This window comes from Streptomyces sp. NPDC002386, from assembly GCF_053593175.1.
The window spans coordinates 1-21,908 of the sequence record NZ_JBSFBX010000008.1 but is presented as its reverse complement, the minus strand read 5'-3'; the positions used below and the strand labels follow the sequence as shown (position 1 = coordinate 21,908).

The window sequence follows — 21,908 nt, the reverse complement described above, 5'->3', positions numbered from 1 at the left end:
ACGCCCCGTTCCCCGCAGCGCGCGGGGAGCGGGGCGTCACTCGTTCGGCTCATCCGGCCGGGCGGGGCGGGGAGCGGGCGGCGCACCCTGGAGACAGCGTTCACCTCGCGCATCCCTCCGCAGCCCGGCCGAGGAGGTCCCCTTGTGCGCCTGTCCCGCAGCCTGGCCCCGGTGACCGTGGCCGTCTCCCTCGTGCTCTGCCTGCCGTACGCCGCGCTGTGCCACACGCGCGTGAGCGACGGCAAGCCGCCCGCGCCGAACCTGTTCGGCGCCGCGTGCCGCACGGCCGTCACCGGCTCGCACGTGGTCGCCTACTGCCACAACCCCTACGTCGACACCGACCGCGTGCGCCTGCACATCGAGTGCGCCCGCTGGTGGGACATCGACACCGACAGCGCCCCGGTGAACACCGACGCCGCCATGACGGTACGGCTGACCGGGCGCTGCTGGGAGGAGATCCGCTCGGTGTGGGTCAGCCACCAGAAGGCGCGCTGAACCGGTCCGGACGGCACAGGAACGGATAGCTCGCGGCCTCCTCGGCCGCGGCCTGCGCGTCACCCGCGCGGATGGCGTCCAGCAGGCGGGCGTGGTCCATGTGCGTCTCCGGCGTCAGGCCCGCGCCCACGTCGGCGCGCAGCCAGTCGCGCAGCACCTCGCCCAGGTCGGCGTACATCGCCGTCATGACGTCGTTGTGGGAGGCCGCCACCACGGCCAGGTGGAAGGTCGCGTCGGCCGTCACGAAGGCCTCGGCCTCACCCGACTCCCAGGCCTCCTCGCGCCGCACCAGCAGCGCGTCGAGCTGCTTGAGGTCCTTCTCGCTGCGCCGCTCGGCGGCCAGCCGCGCCGCCGCCGACTCCAGCGTCGAGCGCAGCTCCGCGATGTGCCGGGGGTCGGCCCCCGCGAAGCGGCGCTGCATCACGCCGGCCAGCTCGCTCGTCGCCGCGACATAGGTGCCCGAGCCCTGCCGGATGTCCAGCAGGCCGTTGTGCGCGAGCGCCCGTACGGCCTCGCGGACGGTGTTGCGGGCGACGCCGAGCTGCTCCACCAGTTCCGGCTCGGTCGGGATGCGCGATCCCACGGGCCACTCGCCGGACGCGATCTGCGCGCGCAGCTCGGCGATGACCTGCTCGGAGAGCGCCGAACGGCGCGGGTGGCTCAGAGGCATGGCACACCTTCGCACGGGATTCCCGGCGGTGGCCGCCGGGGGAGTGGACAACCAATCATCCCATGATTCTATGATGAGCGCATGGCCAGTGAGGAAACGCGGATCGCGGACACCCGTACCGAGATGCCTTCGACCGAACGCGGCGCGAGCACGGCGCCGGGCACCCGTACGACGCCGCCCACGCGCGCGTGGGCGACCCGGCTGGTCGTCGTCGGCATCGTGCTGACCGCGCTCAACCTCCGGCCCGCCATCACGAGCCTCGGCGCGCTGCTGGAGGAGGTCCGCGACGGACTCGGCATGAGCGGCAGCGTGGCCGGGCTGCTCACCTCCGTGCCCCCGCTCTGCTTCGCCGTCTTCGGTGTCACCGCGCCCCGCCTGGCCCGCCGCTTCGGACCGGCCGCCGTGGTGTGCGCCGGCATGGCCGCCATCGCCGCGGGCCTGCTGATACGCCCGTACGCCGGCGGCACGGCCGGCTTCCTCGTCGCCAGCGCGCTCGCCCTGATGGGCATAGCCGTCAGCAACGTGCTGATGCCGGTCATCGTCAAGCGCTGGTTCCCCGACCGCGTCGGCTCCATGACCGGCCTGTACTCGATGGCCCTCGCCCTCGGCACCTCCCTCGCCGCCGCGGTGACCGTGCCGCTGACCGGCGCGCTGGGCGGCGGCTGGCAGTCCGGGCTCGCCGTGTGGGCGGGCCTCGCGGCCGCCGCCGTACTGCCCTGGCTGCCGCTGGTGCGGAACCGGGACGCGGCCCCCGCCCAGGAGCCGGTGCGCACCGCGCCGGACGGGCAGGCGGCCCCGCTGCGCATCACCCGCAGCCGTACCGCCTGGGCGCTCGCGGTCTTCTTCGGGCTCCAGGCCACCGCCGCCTACATCACCATGGGCTGGATGGCGCAGATCTTCCGGGACGCCGGTGTCCCGGCCGGCACGGCGGGCCTGCTCCTCGCCGTCACCATGGTGATGGGCGTCCCCCTGGCCTTCGTCATCCCGCGGCTCGCCACCAGGCTGCCCCACCAGGGGCCGATCGTGCTGGCCCTGGGCGTGTGCGGCCTCGCCGGATACGCCGGCCTGTACCTGGCGCCGGCCGGCGGCGCCTGGGCCTGGGCCGTGCTGCTCGGCGTCGCCAACTGCGCCTTCCCGCTCGCGCTGACGATGGTCGGCATGCGCGCCAGGTCCGGTGCGGGCGTGGCCCAGCTCTCCGCGTTCGCGCAGAGCACCGGCTATCTGATCTCCATCCCGGGCCCGCTGCTGGTCGGCGTGCTCTACCAGCACAGCGGCGGCTGGGGCCTGCCGATCGCCCTGATGGCGGGCCTGATGCTGCCCCAGATGGCGGTGGGCTTCCTCGCCGGGCGCGACCGCACGGTGGAGGACGAGGCGGGCCGGGCCTGAGCGCACGGCCGCGGCCGCCGCCCGCGGCCGCCGGCCGACGGGCCGGCCGGCCCCCCGGTCCCCCGGCGTGGACGAAGGGTGCGAGACTGGGCGCATGGAGCCCGTGCTCGACCCGAACCCCAAGAACGGCCAGAAGAAGCTGCTGCTCGTCCTCGGCTCGTTCCTCGCCATCTTCGTGATCATCGGCATCATCGCGACGATCGCCTCGCCCTGACCGTCCCCGTGCCCCGATGGTGGGGCTGTCCCCACCATCCCCTAGGGGGGCAGGGTCAGGGTCAAGTGGGTGGGTCACCGGATGGGCCGGCGCCCCCGCACTCCGTAACTTCGAGACATGACCGCGGCAGGCGGCCAGAACCACTCGAGGACCCACGGAGGCGACCATGCCGGTCCGTACGCACACCCGGCCCCACCCGGCGACCACGGGCGGCGTCGGCATCCGGCTGCCCTGGTGGGCCCTCGCCCTGCCCGTCCTCGCCTTCGCCGTACTGCTGGCGCTGATACTGAACCCGTCGGAGGCCCACGCGGCCGGCGGCGACCCGGCGATCACCCAGCTCCTGGAACGCGCGCAGCAGCTCCTCGCCCGTTGACGCGGGAGTCGCGATCGCGGTGATTCCCCATGTCAACTCCCTGCGCCGGGTGGCCTGTTTCATGCGAAGCTGGGACCCATGAGCGTCGCAGAACCCCGCAGGATCGTCATCTTCCGGCATGCGAAAGCCGACTGGCCCCAGGTGTCCGACCATGAGCGCCCTCTCGCCGAGCGGGGCCGGATGGACGCCGCGGTCGCGGGACGCAAGCTGGCCGACACCGGTTACACCTTCGACCTTGCCCTGTGCTCCACCTCCGTCCGGACCCGCGAGACCTGGAAGCTCGCCGTCCACGAACTCGCGCACCGGCCGAAAACCGTCTACGAGGAGCGGGTCTACGAGGCCTCTCCCGGCGAGCTGATCGCCGCGCTCAACGAGGTCCCGGACGACGCGCAGAACGTGATCCTCATCGGCCACAACCCGGGCGTGCACGGACTGGCCGAGGTCCTGGCCGGCGAGTCCGGGGGCGACGCCCGCAAGCGGATGGAGCGCCGCGGCTTCCCGGCCGCCGCCTTCGTGGTGCTGACCTTCGACGGTGGCTGGAAGAGCCTGGAGCCCGGCACGGCCACGCTGGTGGACTACTGGGCGCCCTCCGAGTGACGGCACGCACGGCATGAGGAGGGCCCGGCACCGTCGTGGTGCCGGGCCCTCCTCACGTCCTCGGCCGGAGCGAGAGCCGTCCGGACGGGCGCGGCTCAGCCCTCGTCGTGCGTGTCGGCCGCCTCGACCTCTTCGCGGGTGACGCCCAGCAGATAGAGCACGGTGTCGAGGAAGGGGAAGTTCACCGCCGTGTGCGCGGCCTCGCGGACCACCGGCTTGGCGTTGAAGGCGACGCCAAGCCCGGCCGCGTTCAGCATGTCCAGGTCGTTGGCGCCGTCACCGATCGCCACCGTCTGCGACAGCGGCACCCCGGCCTCGGCGGCGAAGCGGCGCAGCAGCCGCGCCTTGCCGGCACGGTCCACGATCTCCCCGGTGACCCGCCCGGTGAGCTTGCCGTCGACGATCTCCAGCGTGTTGGCCTGGGCGAAGTCCAGCCCCAGGCGTTCCTTCAGGTCGTCCGTGACCTGTGTGAAGCCGCCGGAGACCACGCCGACCTGGTAGCCGAGCCGCTTCAGGGTGCGGATGAGCGTGCGGGCGCCCGGCGTCAGCCGTACCTCGTCGCGCACCTTCTCCACCACGGAGGCGTCCAGCCCCTCCAGCAGCGCGACGCGCGCGTGCAGCGACTGCTCGAAGTCCAGCTCCCCGCGCATCGCCGCCGCCGTCACGTCGGCGACCTTGTCCTCGCAGCCCGCGTGCGCGGCGAACAGTTCGATGACCTCGTCCTGGATGAGGGTGGAGTCCACGTCCATGACCACCAGCCGCTGGGCCCGCCGGTGCAGGCCGGCCGAGACCACGGCGACATCGACACCCAGTGCCGCCGCGTCCGAGGCCAGAGCCGTGCGCAGCGGCGCCGTCTCCACTCCGGAGACGGCGAACTCCACCGCGGTCACGGGGTATTTGGCGAGCCGGAAGATACGGTCGATGTTGCCGCCGGTCTTCGCGATGCGGGCGGCGATGGCCGCCGTGGACTCGGCCGTGAGCGGATGGCCGAGCACGGTCACCAGGGAGCGTCCGAGTCCGCGCGGCTGGTTGTCGCCGCGCCCGGAGATGATCTCCGCCTGCATCTTCATCGACTCGGCCCAGCTGTGCACGGTGGACCGCAGATCGCCCTCGAGCCCGGCCGGCGGCTGGGTGACCAGCGCGCACAGCACCAGGCGGCCCCGGGTGACGACCTGCTCGATGTCGACCACGTCGACACTGAAGGCGGCAAGGGTGTCGAAGAGGCCGGCCGTGATGCCCGGCCTGTCCTTGCCGAAGATCTTGACGAGGAGAGTGGGGACCTCGGAGGTCTGCGAAGCGCTCATGGTGTCACCACCGTATCCGGCACCCAGTGTCTTGCGCCCCTGCGGTCCGCCTGACGGACACGGAACAACACGTGTCCCCCGGATGTCCCGCACCTTGCCCGCCGCGGTCGCCCCCGCGTACGAGCCCGCCGGTCACCTCCCGGTGCCCGGACGCGGAGGCGGCGGGGGAGGCGGCGGGGGCGGGCCCTCGTCCGGACCGTCCGGCGAGCGGTACGGCGGCCGGGCAGCCGGCCGCCCCCGGGGCGGAGGCGGGTCCAGCCGGCGGGAGATGGTCGGGGCGCCGTACATGTCGTCCCCGGGCGCGGGCGGCCGCGCGTCCTCGGGCTCCGCACGCACCTCCTCCGGCACCCGGAGATAGGGGTTCGTGCCGGGGTTCGGCGGCCGGTACGGCCTGCCCGGCGCGTAGGGCCCGGCCCCATCACCGGACGTGGGCCGCCCGTGGGCGTCGCCGGGCGCGCCCCGCCCGGACTGCCCGTGGCCCTCGCCGGACGGCGGACCGCCGGACCCCGCTCGCGCGCCGTACTCCGGCCGCGCCCCGTATTCCGGCCCCGTACCGTCCCTCGCCCGCCCCGCACCGTGCGCCGTGACCGTCCCGTCCCGCGCGGGCCCCGCCACCCGGCTTCCCGCCGCCCCCAGCGCCCGGGCGAGCAGCGCTCCCACCGCGCCGGCCACCGCACCCCACAAGGCGCCCAGGAGCAGGGCCGGCCCCGTCCGTCCGTGCAGTTCGATGCCCGCGCCGAACGCGTCGAAGCCCAGCACGGACAGCGAGGCGTCCGCCGAGACGTCCGTCAGGGCGACGAGCAGGGGCCAGGCGAGCGCGGTCGCCGTCCCGAGCCGCAGGGCGCAGCGCCCCGCGAAGCCCGCCGCGCCCGTCCCGCCCGGCACCGGTGTGCGCACCGCCGTCAGCACCCCCGCCAGCAGCATCGCCACGGCGGCCGCCACCGCGAGCAGCCACACCCGGCCGTCCAGCCCGGCCAGCCGGCTCAGGGTGACGGGCTGGTCCCGCGCCGTGCTCAGCAGTTGGTCCAGCGGATGCGGGAGAACGCCGGCCAGGGCGCCGGTGGCCCGGCCGTCCCAGGGGACGAAGAGGCCGAGCGGGACGCCGAGCCACACTCCGTTCGGCGCGCCGAGCAGCGCCGCGCCGGCGATCCGCCCGGGATGCTCGTCGCCGACCGCCGCGTACGCCGCCGCGGCGAGCCCGGCGGCCACGGCCAGCAGCAGCACGGTGACGAGCGCCGAGACGGCCGGCCGCACCACCCGGTGCAGGGCGTCCCAGCCGGGCGGCAGGGGAGTGCGGCGGGAGGCCAGCAGCGCGATCAGCAGGACACCCGCGGACCAGCCGAGCCCGCCGAGGAGGGTGGGCGCGGTGTCCACGCTGAAGCCGACGGCCGCCTTGGCGTGGATCAGGTCACCGATCCGGTCCGGAAGCAGACCGCCGAGGTCCCCGAGGCCGGGGACGCTGGTGCCGCCGTCGCCGCCGGGCAGGTCGTCGAGGCCGAGCGCGCCGCCGTCGACGGTGACCACGTCGTGCCCGACCCAGGCGAGCCCGCCGAGCATCGTCACGAAGAGGGCGACCACCGTGCCCGCGCGCGCGAGCAGTTCGGACGGCGCGATCTCAACTCCCGCCGTGCGCAACGACCGCAGGAAGAACCACGACAGCAGCAGCGCACCGGCCAGGCTCACCCCGAGTGGCGTGATCTCGACGGCGGTGTGCGCCTCGGCGCCCTTCAGCCCGAAGGCGGACACGTTGCCCGACGGGGAGACCGAACCACCCGCCCCGAGCGCCACAACTGCCGCCGTCATCGGGCCCAGTGACCCCGCCGCGTCCGCCCGGAGCAGGTGCAGCCCCAGCGCGGCCGTGGCCGTCATCCCCGCCAACGCCCAGCTCACCGCCGCGATCGCGGACAGCAGGACATCCCCCCACGGCAGCGTCCCGCCCGGCCGCGCGGTCCCGGTACGTGTGGCAGCACTCATGGCAGACCCCCCGATCCGCGGCGCGGCACCACTGCCGCGCTTGTCCCCCTCGCGGGGGATTACCACTCTCCGGCCGGTTTTCAACCCCGTCAACGGGGCGAATCGAGGCGTGCGCCGGCCCGCGTCGCAAGGCCCGGGTTTCGGTCACGGGGCCGAGCCTGAAATAGTTCCCCACGATGTTCGACATCCCTAGACTCCCTGTGATGGGGGAAATTCGGGGGACAACTCAGTGGGGCATGGAGTGCCGGAACTCGTACTGGAAACAAACGGACGGACCTGGACGCTCGAGCCGTCCAGGTCCTACACCCTCGGCCGCGATCCGCAGGGTGACATCGTCTTCGACGACGCCAGGGTGTCCTGGCGTCACGCCACGGTCGGCTTCAACGGCCGCAGTTGGGTCATAGAGGACCACGGCAGCACCAACGGCACGTTCGTGCGGGGCCAGCGGATCCACCAGATGGAGATCGGTCCCGGCTCGGCGGTGCACCTCGGCAACGCGACCGACGGACCGCGGCTGGACCTCTCCGGCGCCGCGGCCGCGGTCGCCCAGCCCCAGCAGCAGGCGCAGTCCGCGCCGTACGCCGCGCAGGGCGCGGGACCCGGCTGGGCCCAGCAGCAGGCCCCTCAGCAGCAGCCCCCGCAGCAGGGGGTGCCGCACCAGGCCGCCGCGCACCAGCAGGCGCCGCAGGCCGACTGGCAGCAGTCGGGGCAGTCGCCGGCGTTCCCGCAGCAGCAGGGTGCTCCGGCCGGGAACCCGGTGCAGAAGACGCCCGGTGGCGCGGCGGGGGCGCCGCCGGTCTACGGCGATCGCAGCCCGACCACGTTCCACCAGTTCGCCGTCGGCCGCGTGATGCGCATCGGCCGTGCCCTGGAGAACGAGCTGGTCGTCTCCGACCTGCAGGTCTCCAGGAACCACGCCGAGTTCCACTCCACGCCCGACGGCCGCTTCGAGATCCGCGACCTGGGCTCGCACAACGGCACCTACGTCAACGGTCAGCCGATCGCCAAGGGCGGTTCGGCGCTGCTCGGCCCGAACGACATCGTCGGTGTCGGCCACTCCACCTTCCGCATCGTCGGCGACCGGCTCGAGGAGTTCGTCGACACCGGTGAGGTCTCCTTCTCCGCGCGCCATCTGACCGTCACGGTCGACGGCGGCAAGCAGATCCTGAAGGACGTCTCCTTCGGCGTCCCGGAGAAGTCCCTGATCGCGGTCATCGGCCCGTCCGGCTCCGGCAAGTCGACGCTGCTCAAGGCGCTCACCGGCTACCGGCCCGCCAACCAGGGCGAGGTCCTGTACGACAACCGGAACCTGTACAAGCAGTTCGCCGAGCTGCGCCAGCGCATCGGTCTGGTCCCGCAGGACGACATCCTGCACAAGGAGCTGACCGTCAAGAAGGCCCTGAAGTACGCGGCCAAGCTGCGCTTCCCGGCCGACACCACGGCCGCCGAGCGCGACGCCCGCATCGACGAGGTGCTGCGCGAGCTCAAGCTGGACATCCACAAGGACAAGAAGGTCACCTCCCTCTCCGGCGGCCAGCGCAAGCGCGTCTCGGTCGCCCTGGAGCTGCTGACCAAGCCCTCGCTGATCTTCCTGGACGAGCCGACCTCCGGCCTCGACCCGGGCATGGACCGCGACGTGATGCAGCTCCTTCGCGGCCTCGCCGACGACGGCCGCACGGTCCTGGTGGTCACCCACTCGGTCGCCGAGTTGGCGATCTGCGACAAGCTCCTCGTGATGGCGCCGGGCGGCGCGGTCGCCTACTTCGGCCCGCCGGAGGAGGCGCTGAACTTCTTCGGCTACGACAGCTGGGCCGACGTCTTCTCCGCCTTCGAGAACTACCGCGACTACGACTGGGCGGGCCGCTGGAAGGGCTCGCAGCACTACCAGATGTACGCCGCGGACATCGACGCGGTTGCCCCGCAGTCCGTACACATGCCGCCGCCGCAGGCCATCAGACCGCCCAAGCCGCAGGGCTGGGGCTCCCAGCTGATGACGCTGATCCGCCGCTACGTGGCGGTCATCGCGTCCGACAAGGGTTTCCTGGCGCTCACGGTGATCCTGCCGGCGGTGCTCGGCGCGGTCAGCCTGCTGATCGACTCCGACAAGGGTCTGCTGGTCAACCCGGTCAACCCGCGCACCGGCGTGCCCGTGCCGAACGGTACGGCGACCACCGTCCTGCTGATCCTCGCGGTCGGCGCGTGCTTCGCGGGCGCGGCCAACTCCGTGCGTGAGCTGATCAAGGAACGGGTCATCTACGAGCGGGAGCGCGCGACGGGCCTGTCCCGCTCGGCGTACCTGATGTCCAAGGTGGTCGTGCTCGGCGCCGTCACGGTGCTGCAGGGCCTGATGGTGGGCCTGATCGGCTTCTCCAGCCGTGAGATCCCCGGCCGGGGGCTGGTGCTCGGCAGTTCGACGCTGTTCGAGCTGTGCCTGCCGATCATGGCGCTGGGATTCACCTCGATGATGTTCGGCCTGGTGATCTCCTCGCTGGTGAAGACCGCCGAGAAGACCATGCCGCTGCTGGTGATGTTCGCGATCATCCAGGTCGTCTTCACCGGCTGCCTCTTCACGCTGCACGGCACGCTCGGTGTGAACGAGTTCTCCTACCTGATGCCGTCGCGCTGGGCGGTGGCCGCGGCCGGCACCACGCTGGACTTCAACAAGATCGCCCCCAACGCCGACGACCCGACCAGCACCGATCCGCTGTGGGACCACGCGGCCTCGGCCTGGGGCCTGGACATGGCCGCGCTGCTCGTGCTCGGTGTGATCTGCGGCTTCCTCGTCGCCCGCTTCCTGCGCCGGCACGAGCCCGAGGTCATGCGCAAGTGACCGCGGGCCGCGTGGCACGCGGCCGCACGACGCGAAGGGCGGCACCCCACCAGGGGGTGCCGCCCTTCCGCGTAGTCTCAGAGGTCCGCGCCGGCCTCAGTACGCGCTGTTCACGTTGTCGATCGTGCCGTACTTGTCGGCCGCGTAGTTGGCGGCGGCGGTGATGTTGGCGACCGGGTCGTAGATGTTCCACGAGGTGCCGGGCACGTGGTACGCCTTGAAGGTCGGCGGGATGACCTGGAGCAGGCCCTTCGACGGGATGCCGTTGATGGCGTTGATGTCCCAGTCGTTGATGGCCATCGGGTTGCCGGAGGACTCCCGCATGATGTTCTTGTGCAGGCCGTGGTAGCTGCCCGGGATGCCCTTGGACTTCATGATGTCCAGGGACTGGCGGATCCAGCCGTCCAGGTTGTTCGTGTAGGTCTTGGCGGCGACCATCTGCATCGCGGGGCGCTGCGCGGAACGGCTCGCGGCCTTGTCGGCGCGCTCCTGCGCGGCCTGCTTGGCGGCGGCCTGCTTCTTCGCCTCGGCCTGCTTGGCGGCGGCCTGCTTCTTGGCCTCGGCCTGCTGCTTGGCGACGGCGTCGAGCTTGGTGGTCTGGCCGGCGAGCCGGTCGGTGAGCGAGCCCTTGACGTCCTTGACCGGGGTGTCGGCGTAGTGCACCTGCTGCGTGGCCGCGGCGTCCGTGGTCACGGTCTGGGCGTTGCCGGGGACGGCCGTGAAGGCCAGGGCGGCGGCACCGAGGGCGCCGACACCGGCGATGGCGATCTTGTGCTGCTTCGTCAGCGTACGACTATAAGCACGGTTGAGGATGTTCTTAGGCATGGCGTGATGGACCTCTTCGATTGCGCGGAGGTCGCTCTCCTGCGTCCGCCGGGGGAATCGGTTCCTCCCGCACGAGGGCCGCGGCGGGAAACCGCGGCGCCGAGCGACGGAAGCAATTCTTAGCGGGCGCAAAATGCCCAGGCAAAGGTGTGACGTACGAAGCCGCATAGTGGATCAGGGAAGGGCAAAACGGGACAGACTGGGCCGTCTGTCCCGTTCACCTATGGGGGGTTTATCTCCTATGTGCCTTCGTACGTGACGTGGACCCTATGCGCGGGCTCACACTGGCGGCACGCGGTTCTCACCGCGCGTTGCCGTCGCAACGCACTCAGTGAGTGGCTTCCGGGGGCAGCAGGAGGTGCACGTCCCCGAACTCGTGCCACAGGTAGCGCCCGTGCAGCGCCTCCTCGTAGGCGCGGCCCACCGCGGCCCGGCCTGCGACCGCCTCCAGCATCAGCAGATGCGAGGCCTCCGGCTCGTGCAGCCCGGTCAGCAGCCCCTCCACCGCCCGTACCCCGCGCTCGGGCGTGACCACCAGATCGGTCCAGCCCCCGGCCGCCCGCACCACCCCGTCCGGGCCGGCCGCCGACTCCACCGCCCGCACGGCCGTCGTCCCCACCGCGACGACCCGCCCGCCGCCGGCCCTGGCGGCGTTGATCAGCCGCGCCGACGCCTCCGGGACGCGGTACCGCTCCGGATACGGCGGCTCGTGCGCCTCCGCCGAGGCCACCCCCGTGTGCAGCGACACCGGCGCGAACTGCACCCCCCGGCTCACCAGCTCCACCACCAGCCGCTCCGTGAAGGGGCGCGCCGCGCTCGGCATCTCCGCGCTGCCCGCCCCGTCCGGCGCGGGCAGCGCGAACACCGTCTGGTACACCGACAGCGGCTGGTCCCGCTCCGTATAGGAGTAGCGAATGGGCCGCCCGTGCTCCCGGAGGATCCCGAGCACCTCCGCCCCGGACGGCCGGGCCCACCGCAGCCGGCCGCCCCGCCCGTCCAGCGGTTCCTCCAGCACCAGCCGCGCCCCGCCGGGCAACCGCACCACTGCACCCGCGCGCACCCCCGCGGCCCCGCCCGCACCCGTACCCGCGGACACACCCGCACGCGCGCGCGTGGTGCCGTGCCCGTCCGGTTCCCGCAGCTCCACCGCCCACCGGCCGTCGTCCCCGCGGGTGGAGAAGTGCACCACCACGCGCGTGCGCCCGATCCGCCCGTTCACCGCCGCGGCCAGCGTGGGCGAGGTGTTCACCACCAGCAGGTCACCGGCCCGCAGCAGCCCCGGAAGCTCCCGGAAGGCATGGTGCGCCACCTCGGTGCCGCGCGACACCAGCAGCCGTACGGCGTCCCGGTCCAGGCCGGGCCCGCGCTGCTCGGCCGGCACGCGCGCGGACAGCTCCCCGGGCACCCGCACCGCCGTGGTCATCGTGCCTCCAGCAGCGCCGGCGCCGCGTACCGCCCGCTCACCGGACGCTCGTCCAGCAGCCGCAGGAACGCCGGCACCACGCTCGCGGGAGCGGGCCGCGGACCGTCGTCGTCCGGCACGGCCGCCGCGTACAGCTCCGTGGCCATGTCCCCGGGATCCACCGCCCACACCCGCAGGGCCGGCTCCTCCCGGCCGAGCACCGCCGCGAGCCGGTCGAGGGCCGCCTTCGAGGCGCCGTACCCGCCCCACGTCCCGTACGCCTCCACCGCCGCGTCCGAACTGACCGTGACCACCGTGCCCGCCGCCGACTCCCGCAGCAGCGGCAGCGCCTCCCGGACCAGGCCCAGCGCCGCGACGACGTTCACCTCCAGCGTCCGCCGCAGCCCCTCCACGGGCAGCTCCGCCAGCCGCACCAGCGGCTCGGCCCCCAGCGCGCTCGCGTTGCTGACCACCAGGTCCAGCCCGCCCAGCCGCCGCGCGGCGGCCACCAGCGCGGCCCGGTGCCCGGCGTCCGTGACGTCCCCGGGCACCGCCGTCACGCGCGTGCCGTGCCCGGCGGCCGCCTCCGCCGCCTCCTCGAGCCGCCCGGCGCCCCGGGCGTCCAGCACCAGGTCCCAGCCGCGCGCGGCCAGCCCCTCTGCGAGCGCGCGCCCCAGCCCCTTCGAGGCTCCCGTGATGATCGCTACCGGCATGACAACCGTCCCCTCGTCACCCGGGGCTCCGCGCCCCGGCCGCCCCGCCGGGCGGTGAGCACAACCTAGGAACGGCCGGCCCCGCACCGCCTCGGACGCGGGCACCAGAGCGGCGGGGTCCTTCGGCGTACGCCGCACGTCCGGGGCCGGGGACCTACCCCTCGCGCCCTAGGGCCCGCGGAGGGGGCCTTGCCGCCACCGGACCGATCCGCGCCGTCGTACCCCGCCGGTACCGTGAGTGCATGAGTCAAGGCCCCCGGTCCGGCCTCGCCGCGGTGAGTTCCGCGCTGCTGGCCATGAGCAGGCACCTCGAGGTGCGCGACGTCCTGAAGACGATCGTGGCCTCGGCCCGTGAACTGCTCGACGCGCAGTACGCCGCCCTCGGCGTCCCCGACGACCACGGCGGCTTCGCGCAGTTCGTCGTCGACGGGGTCAGCGACGCACAGTGGAAGGCCATCGGCCCGCTGCCCCGCCGGCACGGCATCCTCGCCGCCATGCTGGACGAGGCCCGGCCCGAGCGGCTCGCCGACGTCCGCAAGGACCCCCGCTTCGAGGGCTGGCCCTCCGCCCACCCGGACATGTCCGACTTCCTGGGGCTGCCGATCAGGGACGGCGAGGAGGTCATCGGGGCCCTGTTCCTCGCGAACAAGCGCTGCCCCAAGCCCGAGGGCGGCTGCGGCTTCACCGAGGAGGACGAGGAACTGCTCGCCATCCTCGCCCAGCACGCCGCGATCGCCCTCACCAACGCCCGCCTGTACGAGCGCAGTCGGGAGCTGACCATCGCCGAGGAGCGCTCCCGGCTCGCCCACGAACTGCACGACGCGGTCAGCCAGAAACTCTTCTCCCTGCGCCTGACGGCCCAGGCGGCGGCGGCCCTGGTCGACCGCGATCCCGCCCGCGCCAAGGGCGAGTTGCAGCAGGTCGCCGTCCTCGCCGCCGAAGCCACCGACGAACTGCGGGCCGCCGTCGTGGAGTTGCGCCCGGCCGCACTGGACGAGGACGGCCTGATCGCCACCCTGCGCACCCAGACCCAGGTCCTCGACCGCGCCCACACCGCGCGCGTCAGCTTCGCGGCCAACGGCTTCCGCGCCCTGCCCGCGGCGCAGGAGGAGGCGGTGCTGCGGGTCGCCCAGGAGGCCCTGCACAACGCCCTGCGCCACTCCGGCGCCGAGCACGTCCGGGTGACCGTGGACCGGCGCGGCGGCGGAGCCGTCCTGCGCGTCGCCGACGACGGCAGCGGCTTCGACCCCCATGCGGTGCGCCGGGCCGGACGCCATCTGGGACTGGTCTCGATGCGGGACCGGGCCGGCGGGGTCGGCGGCACCCTCACCGTGCACGCGGCGCCCGGCAGGGGCACCACGATCGAGATGGAGGTACCCGGTGGCTGACCCCATCAGAGTCCTGCTCGTCGACGACCACCAGGTCGTCCGCCGGGGCCTGCGCACCTTCCTCGAGGTGCAGGACGACATCGAGGTCGTCGGAGAGGCCGCGGACGGCGCCGAGGGAGTCGCCCGCGCCGAGGAACTGCGTCCCGACGTCGTCCTCATGGACGTCAAGATGCCGGGCATGGACGGCATCGCCGCCCTGCGCCGGCTCCGCGAACTCGACAACCCCGTCCGCGTGCTGATCGTCACCAGCTTCACCGAACGGCGCACGGTGGTACCGGCCCTGCGCGCGGGCGCCGCCGGGTACGTCTACAAGGACGTGGATCCCGACGCGCTCGCCGGCGCCATCCGCTCCGTGCATGCCGGGCACGTCCTGCTCCAGTCGGAGGTCGCCGACGCCCTGCTCTCCCAGGACGAGGTCAACTCAGGCCAGGGCAGGGCGGGTTCACTCACCGACCGGGAGCGGGAGGTGCTCGGCCTGATAGCGGACGGCCGCTCCAACCGGGAGATCGCCCGCGCCCTGGTGCTGTCCGAGAAGACCGTCAAGACGCATGTGTCCAACATCCTCATGAAGCTCGACCTGGCCGACCGCACCCAGGCCGCCCTGTGGGCCGTGCGCCACGGAGCGGCAGGCTGAACCCCGCGGGCGTCTCGTGTGCGGCGACACGGAAGGTTCCCCTCCGGGCTGAGATTCATACCGTCGTGGGAATGTCACCCGGATGGCCGTACCCTCCGGCGGCCTCCGCCGTTCTCCAGTGCGTGCCGCGGCGATCGTCGCGGTGGACACCCAGGAGGGGTTGGAAAGTGAAGAACCTGAAGAAGGCAGCGGCCGTGGCGATGGTGGCCGGGGGACTGGTGGCCGCGGGAGCGGGCATGGCCTCCGCCACGGACGGTGCCTGGGCCGGCGGCGTGGCCCAGGGCTCTCCCGGTGTCGCCTCGGGCAACGTCGTCCAGGCCCCGGTGCACGTCCCCGTGAACGCGGTCGGCAACAGCGTCGACGTCATCGGCCTGCTGAACCCGGCCTTCGGCAACGTCGGCATCAACCGCTGAGTCCCCGCCGGCGGTGATCACCGGCCTTCCGGGATCCTCCCCCCGGAAGGCCCGCCGGCCCGCCACGGCCCGCACCCCGCGGCATCGGCCGCCTCACCGGCCCCCCCACGGCTCAGCGGACCCCCCGCTCCCGCTCCTCCACCATGGAGTTGTACGCCGCGACCTGCGCGCGCCGCGCGGTCCGCTCCACCGGCCGCAGCGCGGCGCCCCGCGCCGCCATCTCCGAGGCGCTCACCGCACCGCCGTGCCCCTTGCCGTACGCCAGGGACACCAGCAGACCCACCCGCTGAGCCAGTTCGAGCACCCGCACCGCACGCGGCGGGTACCCCGGCGCCAGCACCTCGCGCCCCCGCTCGGCCCGCGCCCGGTACGCGTCGATCGCCGCCTCCGCCACCGGCCCCGAGCCGGCGACGTCCAGCTTCGACAGCACCTCGGTCGCCTCCCGCAGCGCCTCGGCCAGCTCCCGCTCGGCCTCCCCGAGCGAGGGCACATCGGCGGGCGGCGCCTCCCGCACCGGCAGCACCTGCCAGACGACCTCGACATGCACATCACCGTCGGGCCCGGCCGCGTGGACCTCCGGAACCAGTCCCACCGCCGCACCGAAGCAGATCACCGCCTCCTCGGCCTCCAGCGCCCGCGCGTTGAAGTCCGGCGGCCCGCTCAGCCCCAGCGGATGGCCGGGCGCGGGCAGCGCCACCCGCAGACCGGTCACCCCCAGCGCCCGCAGCCGCCCCAGCGCGACCGTGAGCCCGGCCGGCGCCGGATCACCCGGCAGCCCCCGCACCCGGTGCACGGCGTCCTCGCCGACGACGGCGAGAGCGGCGTCGTCCGGAGAGACAAGTCCGGCCAGAAGAGCGTTTCCCCAAGCGGCGAGGCGTCCTGAACGCGGTTCCGAGAGCATCCCCCCACCCTAAGGACCGGACCGATGGAATGGTGCGGGGCACTCGTGGCGTAGATTTCATAGGGGCTGCGCCCACCGGCGCGGCGGACCGAGCCACAGGCGTAAGCGACCAGCCGAGACCGGCCACACTGCAAGGGGAGACAACGCGCTCATGAGCGATGTTCTGGAGCTTCAGGACGTATCCGTGGTCCGTGAGGGCCGGGCTCTGGTGGACCAGGTCTCCTGGTCGGTGAAGGAGGGCGAGCGCTGGGTCATCCTCGGCCCCAACGGCGCCGGCAAGACCACCCTCCTGAACGTCGCCTCCAGCTACCTCTTCCCCAGCAAGGGCACCGCCACCATCCTCGGCGACACCCTCGGCAAGGTGGACGTCTTCGATCTCCGCCCCCGCATCGGCGTCGCCGGCATCGCCATGGCCGAGAAGCTCCCCAAGCGCCAGACCGTCCTCCAGACCGTGCTCACCGCCGCCTACGGCATGACCGCCGGCTGGCAGGAGGAGTACGACGAGGTCGACGAGCAGCGCGCCCGCGCCTTCCTCGACCGCCTCGGCATGAGCGACTACCTCGACCGCCGCTTCGGCACCCTCTCCGAGGGCGAGCGCAAGCGCACCCTCATCGCCCGCGCCCTGATGACCGACCCCGAGCTGCTGCTGCTGGACGAGCCCGCCGCCGGTCTCGACCTCGGTGGCCGCGAGGACCTGGTGCGCCGCCTCGGCCGGCTGGCCCGCGACCCCATCGCCCCCTCGATGATCATGGTCACCCACCACGTCGAGGAGATCGCCCCCGGCTTCACCCACGTCCTCATGATCCGCCAGGGCAAGGTCCTCGCCGCCGGCCCCATCGAACTCGAACTCACCTCCCGCAACCTCTCCCTCTGCTTCGGCCTCCCGCTCGTCGTCGAGCAGGTCGGCGACCGCTGGACCGCTCAGGGCCTGCCCCTGTCCTGAAGGCCGTAGCACCCCCGTTCGCGCCCTGTCCGCCGCCGGACCGCGGTCCTACCATGACCCCTGTGAACGACATCGACGCATGGGTGTGGTGGCTCGTCGGCGCGGCGGCGCTCGGAATCCCCCTCGTGGTCACCGCGATGCCGGAGTTCGGCATGTTCGCGGTCGGAGCGATCGCGGCCGCGGCCGCCGCCGGCCTCGGCTTCGGCGTGGTGATCCAGGTGCTCGCCTTCGTCGTCGTCTCGGTCGCCCTGATCGCCGTGGTCCGCCCCATCGCTGCCCGGCACGGCAGACAGCGGCCCCAACTGGCCACCGGAGTCGACGCCTTGAAGGGCAAGCAGGCCGTCGTCCTGGAACGCGTCGACGGCGCCGGCGGCCGCATCAAACTCGCCGGGGAGATCTGGTCCGCCCGCTCGCTCGACACCGGCCGCGCCTACGACGTGGGCCAGGAGGTGGACGTCGTGGACATCGAAGGGGCCACCGCGATCGTCATCTGAGCCGTCCGGCCCACGAGTTGGGCGACGGTCTGACAGACTCGACCAGCAAGATCCTCAACGGCGACTGGATCCGTTGATGGTGCCGAGGCGGAGAGGGGTACGGGGAACACGATGGAACCGGTCATCATCGTCCTGATCATTCTGGTGGTGTTGGTCTTCATCGCCCTGATCAAGACCATCCAGGTCATTCCACAGGCCAGCGCCGCCATCGTCGAGCGCTTCGGCCGCTACACGCGGACCCTGAACGCGGGCCTGAACATCGTGGTCCCGTTCATCGACACCATCCGCAACCGCATCGACCTGCGTGAACAGGTCGTCCCCTTCCCGCCCCAGCCGGTGATCACCCAGGACAACCTGGTCGTCAACATCGACACCGTCATCTACTACCAGGTGACCGACGCCCGGGCCGCCACCTACGAGGTCGCCAGCTACATCCAGGCCATCGAGCAGCTCACCGTCACCACGCTGCGCAACATCATCGGCGGCATGGACCTCGAACGCACCCTGACCTCCCGCGAGGAGATCAACGCGGCCCTGCGCGGCGTCCTGGACGAGGCCACCGGCAAGTGGGGCATCCGCGTCAACCGCGTGGAGCTGAAGGCCATCGAACCGCCCACCTCCATCCAGGACTCGATGGAGAAGCAGATGCGCGCCGACCGTGACAAGCGCGCCGCGATCCTCACCGCCGAAGGTACGCGCCAGGCCGCCATCCTGACCGCCGAGGGCGAGAAGCAGTCCCAGATCCTGCGCGCCGAGGGTGAGGCCAAGGCGGCCGCGCTCCGCGCCGAGGGCGAGGCCCAGGCCGTCCGCACCGTCTTCGAGGCCATCCACGCAGGCGACCCCGACCAGAAACTCCTCTCCTACCAGTACCTCCAGATGCTCCCGAAGATCGCCGAAGGCGACGCCAACAAGCTCTGGATCGTCCCCAGCGAGATCGGCGACGCCCTCAAGGGCCTGTCCGGCGCCATGGGCAACTTCGGCCCCCTGGGCGGCGGAGGCAACGGCGGCGGCTCCGTCCCGGCCCAGAACAACGGCCCGCACGCGGACCGCCGCGAGAAGCCGTCGATCGACTGACACCGCACGACGAAGCGACCCCGCGCCCGTTCGACGGGCGCGGGGTCGCTTCTTCACGTGTCACGGCCGGGCCGCGCGGGCCCCGGTGACTAGGCCGCCTCCCGGGCGAGCCAACCGGGCAGCGCGGCCATGTCCGCCTGCCCCAGGGCCAGGAGCATCGCGTCGGCCGGCGTCGGCTCGAACGGCTCCCGCAGCAGGGCCATACCGGCCTCCTCCGGAGTCCGGTTCGCCTTCCGGTGATTGTCCTCGGCGCACGCGGCCACCGTGTTCAGCCAGGTGTCCTGCCCGCCCTGCGCCCGCGGCAGCACGTGGTCCACGGTCGTCGCCCTGCGCCCGCAGTAGGCGCACCGGTGCCGGTCCCGGACCAGCACCCCGCGCCTCGACCAGGGCGCTTGTCTTCGGAACGGCACCCGTACGTATCTGCAGAGCCTGATCACCCGGGGCGCGGGTATGTCGACATCGGCACCGCGCATGCGCAGTACGGGATGGGCCTGCTCGACGACGGCCTTGTCCTGCAGCACCAGAACGACGGCTCGGTTCAGAGTCACCGTCGACAGCGGCTCGAAGCTCGCGTTCAGAACCAGCGTGTCACGCATCCAGCCCACCTCCCGTGCGCACCTGCCCACCCCCCGGCGGGCTCGGATCAACTCTGTACGGGCGCGCCGAGATGGACAACGCAATAAAAAATGCCCGCCCCTGATCACTTCCAAGACCAGAGGCGGGCAAACGTTCAATGAACGCTTGGCTGGATCGGCGCGGTACGTCAGCCCTCGGCGGGCGTCTCGTACTCGCCGATCAGCTGGGCACGCGCGATCGCGTGGAACCGCAGATTGAAACCGACGACCGCGGGAGAGACGTCCGCATCGGGGCCGAGCTTCTCCTGGTCCACCGCGTACACCGTGAAGACGTACCGGTGCGGGCCGTCGCCCGGCGGCGGGGCGGCACCACCGAAGTCCTTGGTCCCGTAGTCGTTGCGGACGTGCACGGCACCCTCGGGCAGCCCCTCGAACTTGCCGCCGCCCGCACCCGCCGGCAGCTCCGTCACGGAGGCCGGGATGTCGAACAGGACCCAGTGCCAGAACCCGCTGCCGGTCGGCGCGTCGGGGTCGTAGCAGGTCACGGCGAAGCTCTTGGTCTCGGCGGGGAAGCCCTCCCACCGCAGCTGCGGCGAGGTGTTCCCCTCCGCGTGGACCTGGGCGCTCCCCAGCGTCGCACCCTCCTCGACGTCCTCACTCGTCACCGTGAACGACGGGACGGGCGGATGGAAGTCGTGGGGGAGCGGCCGCCGCTTGAGCTCGGTCACCTCGGTACCTCCTGATCGATTACTGGACTCAGCAGTTCCGAGCCTAGAACCAGTTCCGCTTGGAACCGACCTCGGACAGCCACTGGTTGAGGTAGGCCGCCCAGTCGGTCCCGTGGTAGTCGTTCAGACCCACCTGGAAGGAGCGGAAGGTGTCCGAGCCCTCACTGAACAGACCCGGCTTCTTGTCCATCTCCAGGACGACGTCCATGGCGTGCTCGTCGGCCACGAAGCTCAGCTCGACCTGGTTCAGCCCGCGGTACTGCGACGGCGGGAAGAACTCGATCTCCTGGTAGAAGGGCAGCCGCTGCCGCGTGCCCCGGATGTGACCGCGCTCCATGTCCGCGTTCTTGAAGCGGAAGCCGAGCTGGATGAAGGCGTCCAGGATCGCCTTCTGCGCCGGCAGCGGGTGCACGTTGATCGGGTCGAGGTCGCCGGAGTCCACCGCGCGCGCGATCTGCAGCTCGGTGGTCACACCGATGTTCATGCCGCGCAGCGACTGCCCGTCGATCATCGTGATGGGCGTCTCCCAGGGGATCTCGAGCCCGAACGGCACCGCGTGCACCGCGCCCGCCTGGAGCTCGAAGGCACCACCGAGCCGCACCTTGGTGAACTCGATGTCCTGCTTGTACTCCTGGTCGCCGCTCTCCACCTCGACCTTGGCCTGCAGGCCAACGGACAGACCCTCGATGTCCTGGTTCACGGACCCGCCCTGGATCCGCACCTCGCCCTGGACGACACCTCCCGGAACGACGTTGACCTCGGTGAGCACCGTCTCGACCGAGGCCCCGCCGGCCCCGAGGCTCGCGAGCAGCTTCTTGAACGCCATGACTCTCCCTTTACGAAAGGACCCTCGACCCGTACAAACGCGATCCGGCCACCAGCGGTTCCGGCCGGGCGGCCACCCGTCTGGGCTACCCTCGGAGGGCATGATCGCGCCCCCGGACCGTATGCCACTGCCCCGAGGCTTCTTCGACCGCCCCGTCCTCCAGGTCGCACCCGACCTGCTCGGCCGCATCCTGGTCCGCACGACCCCCGACGGCCCGATCGCGGTACGCATCACCGAGGTCGAGGCGTACGACGGTCCGAACGATCCCGGCTCGCACGCCTACCGCGGCCGCACCGCCCGCAACGACGTCATGTTCGGTGAACCCGGTCATGTGTACGTCTACTTCACCTACGGCATGTGGCACTGCATGAACCTCGTCTGCGGACCCGAGGGCCGGGCGAGCGCCGTGCTGCTCCGGGCCGGCGAGGTCGTCGAGGGGGCCGAGCTGGCCCGCCGGCGCAGGATTTCGGCCCGGAACGACAAGGAACTGGCCAAGGGGCCGGCCCGCCTCGCGACGGCCCTGGGGGTGGACCGAGCCCTCGACGGCACGGACGCGTGTGCCGCCGGCGAGACGCCCCTGCGGATGCTCACCGGCACGCCGGTCGCATCCGACCAGGTGCGAAGCGGTCCCCGCACGGGGGTCGCGGGTGAGGGCGGAAACGGCGACGTCCACCCCTGGCGCTTCTGGGCGGCCAACGACCCGACGGTGAGCCCCTATCGGGCCCACGTGCCGAGGCGCCGCCGAAGTTGACTCCACCCCGCAAGGTGCGTAATGTGGCCCGAGCCGCTGAACCGGGTACGGCGATCGCCTGCAGCCGGAGCGGCCAAACCACTACCTAGCAACAACCCCTGAGCGGGGTCGATTCTGGCGCGCCCGCGCGTCGAATTCGAACTCGCCGGACTCGATTATGAGTCGCCGGGAGAATCGGCTAGCGTAGTGAATGTCGAAAGGCCGACGAGCGAAAGCCCGAGGCCGGCCGGCGAATCCCGCCGACAGGGAATCGGACGCCGAGAGGATCTGGTAAAGTCGGAACCGCCGGAAAGGGAAACGCGGAAGCGGGAACCTGGAAAGCACCGAGGAAATCGGGTCGAGAAAAGATCTGATAGAGTCGGAAACGCAAGAACAAAGGGAAGCGCCCGGAGGAAAGC

At 72.3% G+C, this 21,908-nt stretch carries 23 protein-coding genes; 13 read left to right on the top strand and 10 right to left on the bottom strand.

What is annotated here, in order from left to right:
* Positions 1–144: 144 nt before the first annotated feature.
* Complete coding sequence (locus tag ACWCPN_RS17360) at positions 145–495, top strand: hypothetical protein (RefSeq protein ID WP_451206709.1); 351 nt, start codon at positions 145–147, stop codon at positions 493–495.
* Here the strand turns inward: ACWCPN_RS17360 and ACWCPN_RS17355 are convergent.
* On the bottom strand, positions 473–1,165 hold the full coding sequence (locus ACWCPN_RS17355) for a FadR/GntR family transcriptional regulator (RefSeq protein WP_365130065.1): 693 nt from the start codon (positions 1,163–1,165) through the stop codon (positions 473–475). The genes ACWCPN_RS17360 and ACWCPN_RS17355 overlap by 23 nt on opposite strands.
* A gap of 123 nt (positions 1,166–1,288) precedes the next feature.
* Here ACWCPN_RS17355 and ACWCPN_RS17350 point away from each other — a divergent pair, with 123 nt between their 5' ends.
* The 4 genes from ACWCPN_RS17350 (at position 1,289) to ACWCPN_RS17335 (ending at position 3,735) form a co-directional block, all read left to right on the top strand.
* Positions 1,289–2,551: a CynX/NimT family MFS transporter gene (locus tag ACWCPN_RS17350; RefSeq protein ID WP_451207410.1), complete on the top strand. Its 1,263-nt coding sequence runs from the start codon at positions 1,289–1,291 to the stop codon at positions 2,549–2,551.
* Positions 2,552–2,645: 94 nt separating this feature from the next.
* Positions 2,646–2,765, top strand: a complete 120-nt coding sequence (locus ACWCPN_RS17345; RefSeq protein ID WP_365130067.1) for an SGM_5486 family transporter-associated protein — start codon at positions 2,646–2,648, stop codon at positions 2,763–2,765.
* A 166-nt stretch (positions 2,766–2,931) separates the two neighbouring features.
* Positions 2,932–3,138: a hypothetical protein gene (locus ACWCPN_RS17340; protein ID WP_451206704.1), complete on the top strand. Its 207-nt coding sequence runs from the start codon at positions 2,932–2,934 to the stop codon at positions 3,136–3,138.
* A 78-nt stretch (positions 3,139–3,216) separates the two neighbouring features.
* A complete protein-coding gene (locus tag ACWCPN_RS17335; protein WP_451206701.1) occupies positions 3,217–3,735 on the top strand; it encodes a SixA phosphatase family protein in 519 nt (172 codons plus the stop codon).
* A gap of 95 nt (positions 3,736–3,830) precedes the next feature.
* On the opposite strand, the gene serB is transcribed toward ACWCPN_RS17335, so the two are convergent.
* Together serB and ACWCPN_RS17325 are read right to left on the bottom strand one after the other, a co-directional pair.
* Positions 3,831–5,039 (bottom strand): phosphoserine phosphatase SerB, encoded by a 1,209-nt coding sequence (serB, locus tag ACWCPN_RS17330; RefSeq protein ID WP_392402687.1) that lies wholly within the window; start codon positions 5,037–5,039, stop codon positions 3,831–3,833.
* Positions 5,040–5,171: 132 nt separating this feature from the next.
* A complete protein-coding gene (locus tag ACWCPN_RS17325) occupies positions 5,172–7,013 on the bottom strand; it encodes a streptophobe family protein (RefSeq protein WP_451206697.1) in 1,842 nt (613 codons plus the stop codon).
* 241 nt (positions 7,014–7,254) lie between these two features.
* On the opposite strand from ACWCPN_RS17325, the gene ACWCPN_RS17320 reads away from it, so the two are divergent.
* Positions 7,255–9,843, top strand: coding sequence for an FHA domain-containing protein (locus tag ACWCPN_RS17320; RefSeq protein WP_451207407.1), 2,589 nt, complete (start codon positions 7,255–7,257; stop codon positions 9,841–9,843).
* A 96-nt stretch (positions 9,844–9,939) separates the two neighbouring features.
* On the opposite strand, the gene ACWCPN_RS17315 is transcribed toward ACWCPN_RS17320, so the two are convergent.
* From ACWCPN_RS17315 to ACWCPN_RS17305, 3 genes are all read right to left on the bottom strand, one after another.
* Positions 9,940–10,668, bottom strand: a complete 729-nt coding sequence (locus ACWCPN_RS17315) for a transglycosylase SLT domain-containing protein (RefSeq protein ID WP_451206695.1) — start codon at positions 10,666–10,668, stop codon at positions 9,940–9,942.
* 328 nt (positions 10,669–10,996) lie between these two features.
* Complete coding sequence (locus ACWCPN_RS17310) at positions 10,997–12,091, bottom strand: S-adenosylmethionine:tRNA ribosyltransferase-isomerase (RefSeq protein WP_451206693.1); 1,095 nt, start codon at positions 12,089–12,091, stop codon at positions 10,997–10,999.
* On the bottom strand, positions 12,088–12,783 hold the full coding sequence (locus ACWCPN_RS17305) for an SDR family NAD(P)-dependent oxidoreductase (RefSeq protein WP_451206690.1): 696 nt from the start codon (positions 12,781–12,783) through the stop codon (positions 12,088–12,090). Before ACWCPN_RS17305 ends, ACWCPN_RS17310 begins: the two co-directional genes overlap by 4 nt.
* A gap of 242 nt (positions 12,784–13,025) precedes the next feature.
* Between ACWCPN_RS17305 and ACWCPN_RS17300 the strand changes: the two genes are divergently transcribed.
* The 3 genes from ACWCPN_RS17300 to ACWCPN_RS17290 all read left to right on the top strand — a co-directional run bounded on the left by ACWCPN_RS17300 (position 13,026) and on the right by ACWCPN_RS17290 (position 15,218).
* A complete protein-coding gene (locus ACWCPN_RS17300; protein ID WP_451206688.1) occupies positions 13,026–14,171 on the top strand; it encodes a GAF domain-containing sensor histidine kinase in 1,146 nt (381 codons plus the stop codon).
* Entirely contained in the window at positions 14,164–14,805 is a 642-nt protein-coding gene (locus tag ACWCPN_RS17295) for a response regulator (RefSeq protein WP_451206685.1), read from the top strand. The genes ACWCPN_RS17300 and ACWCPN_RS17295 overlap by 8 nt, the downstream gene beginning before the upstream one ends.
* A 167-nt stretch (positions 14,806–14,972) precedes the next feature.
* Entirely contained in the window at positions 14,973–15,218 is a 246-nt protein-coding gene (locus ACWCPN_RS17290; RefSeq protein WP_199210019.1) for a chaplin, read from the top strand.
* 112 nt (positions 15,219–15,330) lie between these two features.
* Here ACWCPN_RS17290 and ACWCPN_RS17285 read toward each other — a convergent pair whose 3' ends face one another.
* Entirely contained in the window at positions 15,331–16,119 is a 789-nt protein-coding gene (locus ACWCPN_RS17285) for a hypothetical protein (protein WP_365130076.1), read from the bottom strand.
* Between the two features lie 151 nt (positions 16,120–16,270).
* Between ACWCPN_RS17285 and ACWCPN_RS17280 the strand changes: the two genes are divergently transcribed.
* The 3 genes from ACWCPN_RS17280 to ACWCPN_RS17270 all read left to right on the top strand — a co-directional run bounded on the left by ACWCPN_RS17280 (position 16,271) and on the right by ACWCPN_RS17270 (position 18,630).
* Positions 16,271–17,062: an ABC transporter ATP-binding protein gene (locus tag ACWCPN_RS17280; RefSeq protein ID WP_351673136.1), complete on the top strand. Its 792-nt coding sequence runs from the start codon at positions 16,271–16,273 to the stop codon at positions 17,060–17,062.
* Positions 17,063–17,124: 62 nt separating this feature from the next.
* Positions 17,125–17,556, top strand: coding sequence for an NfeD family protein (locus ACWCPN_RS17275; protein WP_451206680.1), 432 nt, complete (start codon positions 17,125–17,127; stop codon positions 17,554–17,556).
* Between the two features lie 111 nt (positions 17,557–17,667).
* Entirely contained in the window at positions 17,668–18,630 is a 963-nt protein-coding gene (locus tag ACWCPN_RS17270) for an SPFH domain-containing protein (RefSeq protein ID WP_199210016.1), read from the top strand.
* Positions 18,631–18,719: 89 nt separating this feature from the next.
* On the opposite strand, the gene ACWCPN_RS17265 is transcribed toward ACWCPN_RS17270, so the two are convergent.
* The 3 genes from ACWCPN_RS17265 to ACWCPN_RS17255 all read right to left on the bottom strand — a co-directional run bounded on the left by ACWCPN_RS17265 (position 18,720) and on the right by ACWCPN_RS17255 (position 20,759).
* Entirely contained in the window at positions 18,720–19,226 is a 507-nt protein-coding gene (locus ACWCPN_RS17265) for an HNH endonuclease (RefSeq protein ID WP_451206677.1), read from the bottom strand.
* 167 nt (positions 19,227–19,393) lie between these two features.
* Positions 19,394–19,933 (bottom strand): YbhB/YbcL family Raf kinase inhibitor-like protein, encoded by a 540-nt coding sequence (locus ACWCPN_RS17260; protein ID WP_199210014.1) that lies wholly within the window; start codon positions 19,931–19,933, stop codon positions 19,394–19,396.
* Between the two features lie 43 nt (positions 19,934–19,976).
* On the bottom strand, positions 19,977–20,759 hold the full coding sequence (locus tag ACWCPN_RS17255; RefSeq protein ID WP_451206674.1) for a sporulation protein: 783 nt from the start codon (positions 20,757–20,759) through the stop codon (positions 19,977–19,979).
* Positions 20,760–20,859: 100 nt separating this feature from the next.
* Here ACWCPN_RS17255 and ACWCPN_RS17250 point away from each other — a divergent pair, with 100 nt between their 5' ends.
* Positions 20,860–21,510, top strand: coding sequence for a DNA-3-methyladenine glycosylase (locus tag ACWCPN_RS17250; RefSeq protein ID WP_451206671.1), 651 nt, complete (start codon positions 20,860–20,862; stop codon positions 21,508–21,510).
* Positions 21,511–21,908: the final 398 nt, after the last annotated feature.

Bases quoted from the DNA above. Each gene is read 5' to 3' on its own strand.
- ACWCPN_RS17355 (WP_365130065.1), bottom strand. From the start codon at position 1,165: ATGCCTCTGAGCCACCCGCGCCGTTCGGCGCTCTCCGAGCAGGTCATC.
- ACWCPN_RS17350 (WP_451207410.1), top strand. From the start codon at position 1,289: ATGCCTTCGACCGAACGCGGCGCGAGCACGGCGCCGGGCACCCGTACG.
- ACWCPN_RS17345 (WP_365130067.1), top strand. From the start codon at position 2,646: ATGGAGCCCGTGCTCGACCCGAACCCCAAGAACGGCCAGAAGAAGCTG.
- ACWCPN_RS17340 (WP_451206704.1), top strand. From the start codon at position 2,932: ATGCCGGTCCGTACGCACACCCGGCCCCACCCGGCGACCACGGGCGGC.
- ACWCPN_RS17335 (WP_451206701.1), top strand. From the start codon at position 3,217: ATGAGCGTCGCAGAACCCCGCAGGATCGTCATCTTCCGGCATGCGAAA.
- serB (WP_392402687.1), bottom strand. From the start codon at position 5,039: ATGAGCGCTTCGCAGACCTCCGAGGTCCCCACTCTCCTCGTCAAGATC.
- ACWCPN_RS17325 (WP_451206697.1), bottom strand. From the start codon at position 7,013: ATGAGTGCTGCCACACGTACCGGGACCGCGCGGCCGGGCGGGACGCTG.
- ACWCPN_RS17315 (WP_451206695.1), bottom strand. From the start codon at position 10,668: ATGCCTAAGAACATCCTCAACCGTGCTTATAGTCGTACGCTGACGAAG.
- ACWCPN_RS17310 (WP_451206693.1), bottom strand. From the start codon at position 12,091: ATGACCACGGCGGTGCGGGTGCCCGGGGAGCTGTCCGCGCGCGTGCCG.
- ACWCPN_RS17305 (WP_451206690.1), bottom strand. From the start codon at position 12,783: ATGCCGGTAGCGATCATCACGGGAGCCTCGAAGGGGCTGGGGCGCGCG.
- ACWCPN_RS17300 (WP_451206688.1), top strand. From the start codon at position 13,026: ATGAGTCAAGGCCCCCGGTCCGGCCTCGCCGCGGTGAGTTCCGCGCTG.
- ACWCPN_RS17285 (WP_365130076.1), bottom strand. From the start codon at position 16,119: ATGCTCTCGGAACCGCGTTCAGGACGCCTCGCCGCTTGGGGAAACGCT.
- ACWCPN_RS17280 (WP_351673136.1), top strand. From the start codon at position 16,271: ATGAGCGATGTTCTGGAGCTTCAGGACGTATCCGTGGTCCGTGAGGGC.
- ACWCPN_RS17270 (WP_199210016.1), top strand. From the start codon at position 17,668: ATGGAACCGGTCATCATCGTCCTGATCATTCTGGTGGTGTTGGTCTTC.
- ACWCPN_RS17265 (WP_451206677.1), bottom strand. From the start codon at position 19,226: ATGCGTGACACGCTGGTTCTGAACGCGAGCTTCGAGCCGCTGTCGACG.
- ACWCPN_RS17255 (WP_451206674.1), bottom strand. From the start codon at position 20,759: ATGGCGTTCAAGAAGCTGCTCGCGAGCCTCGGGGCCGGCGGGGCCTCG.
- ACWCPN_RS17250 (WP_451206671.1), top strand. From the start codon at position 20,860: ATGATCGCGCCCCCGGACCGTATGCCACTGCCCCGAGGCTTCTTCGAC.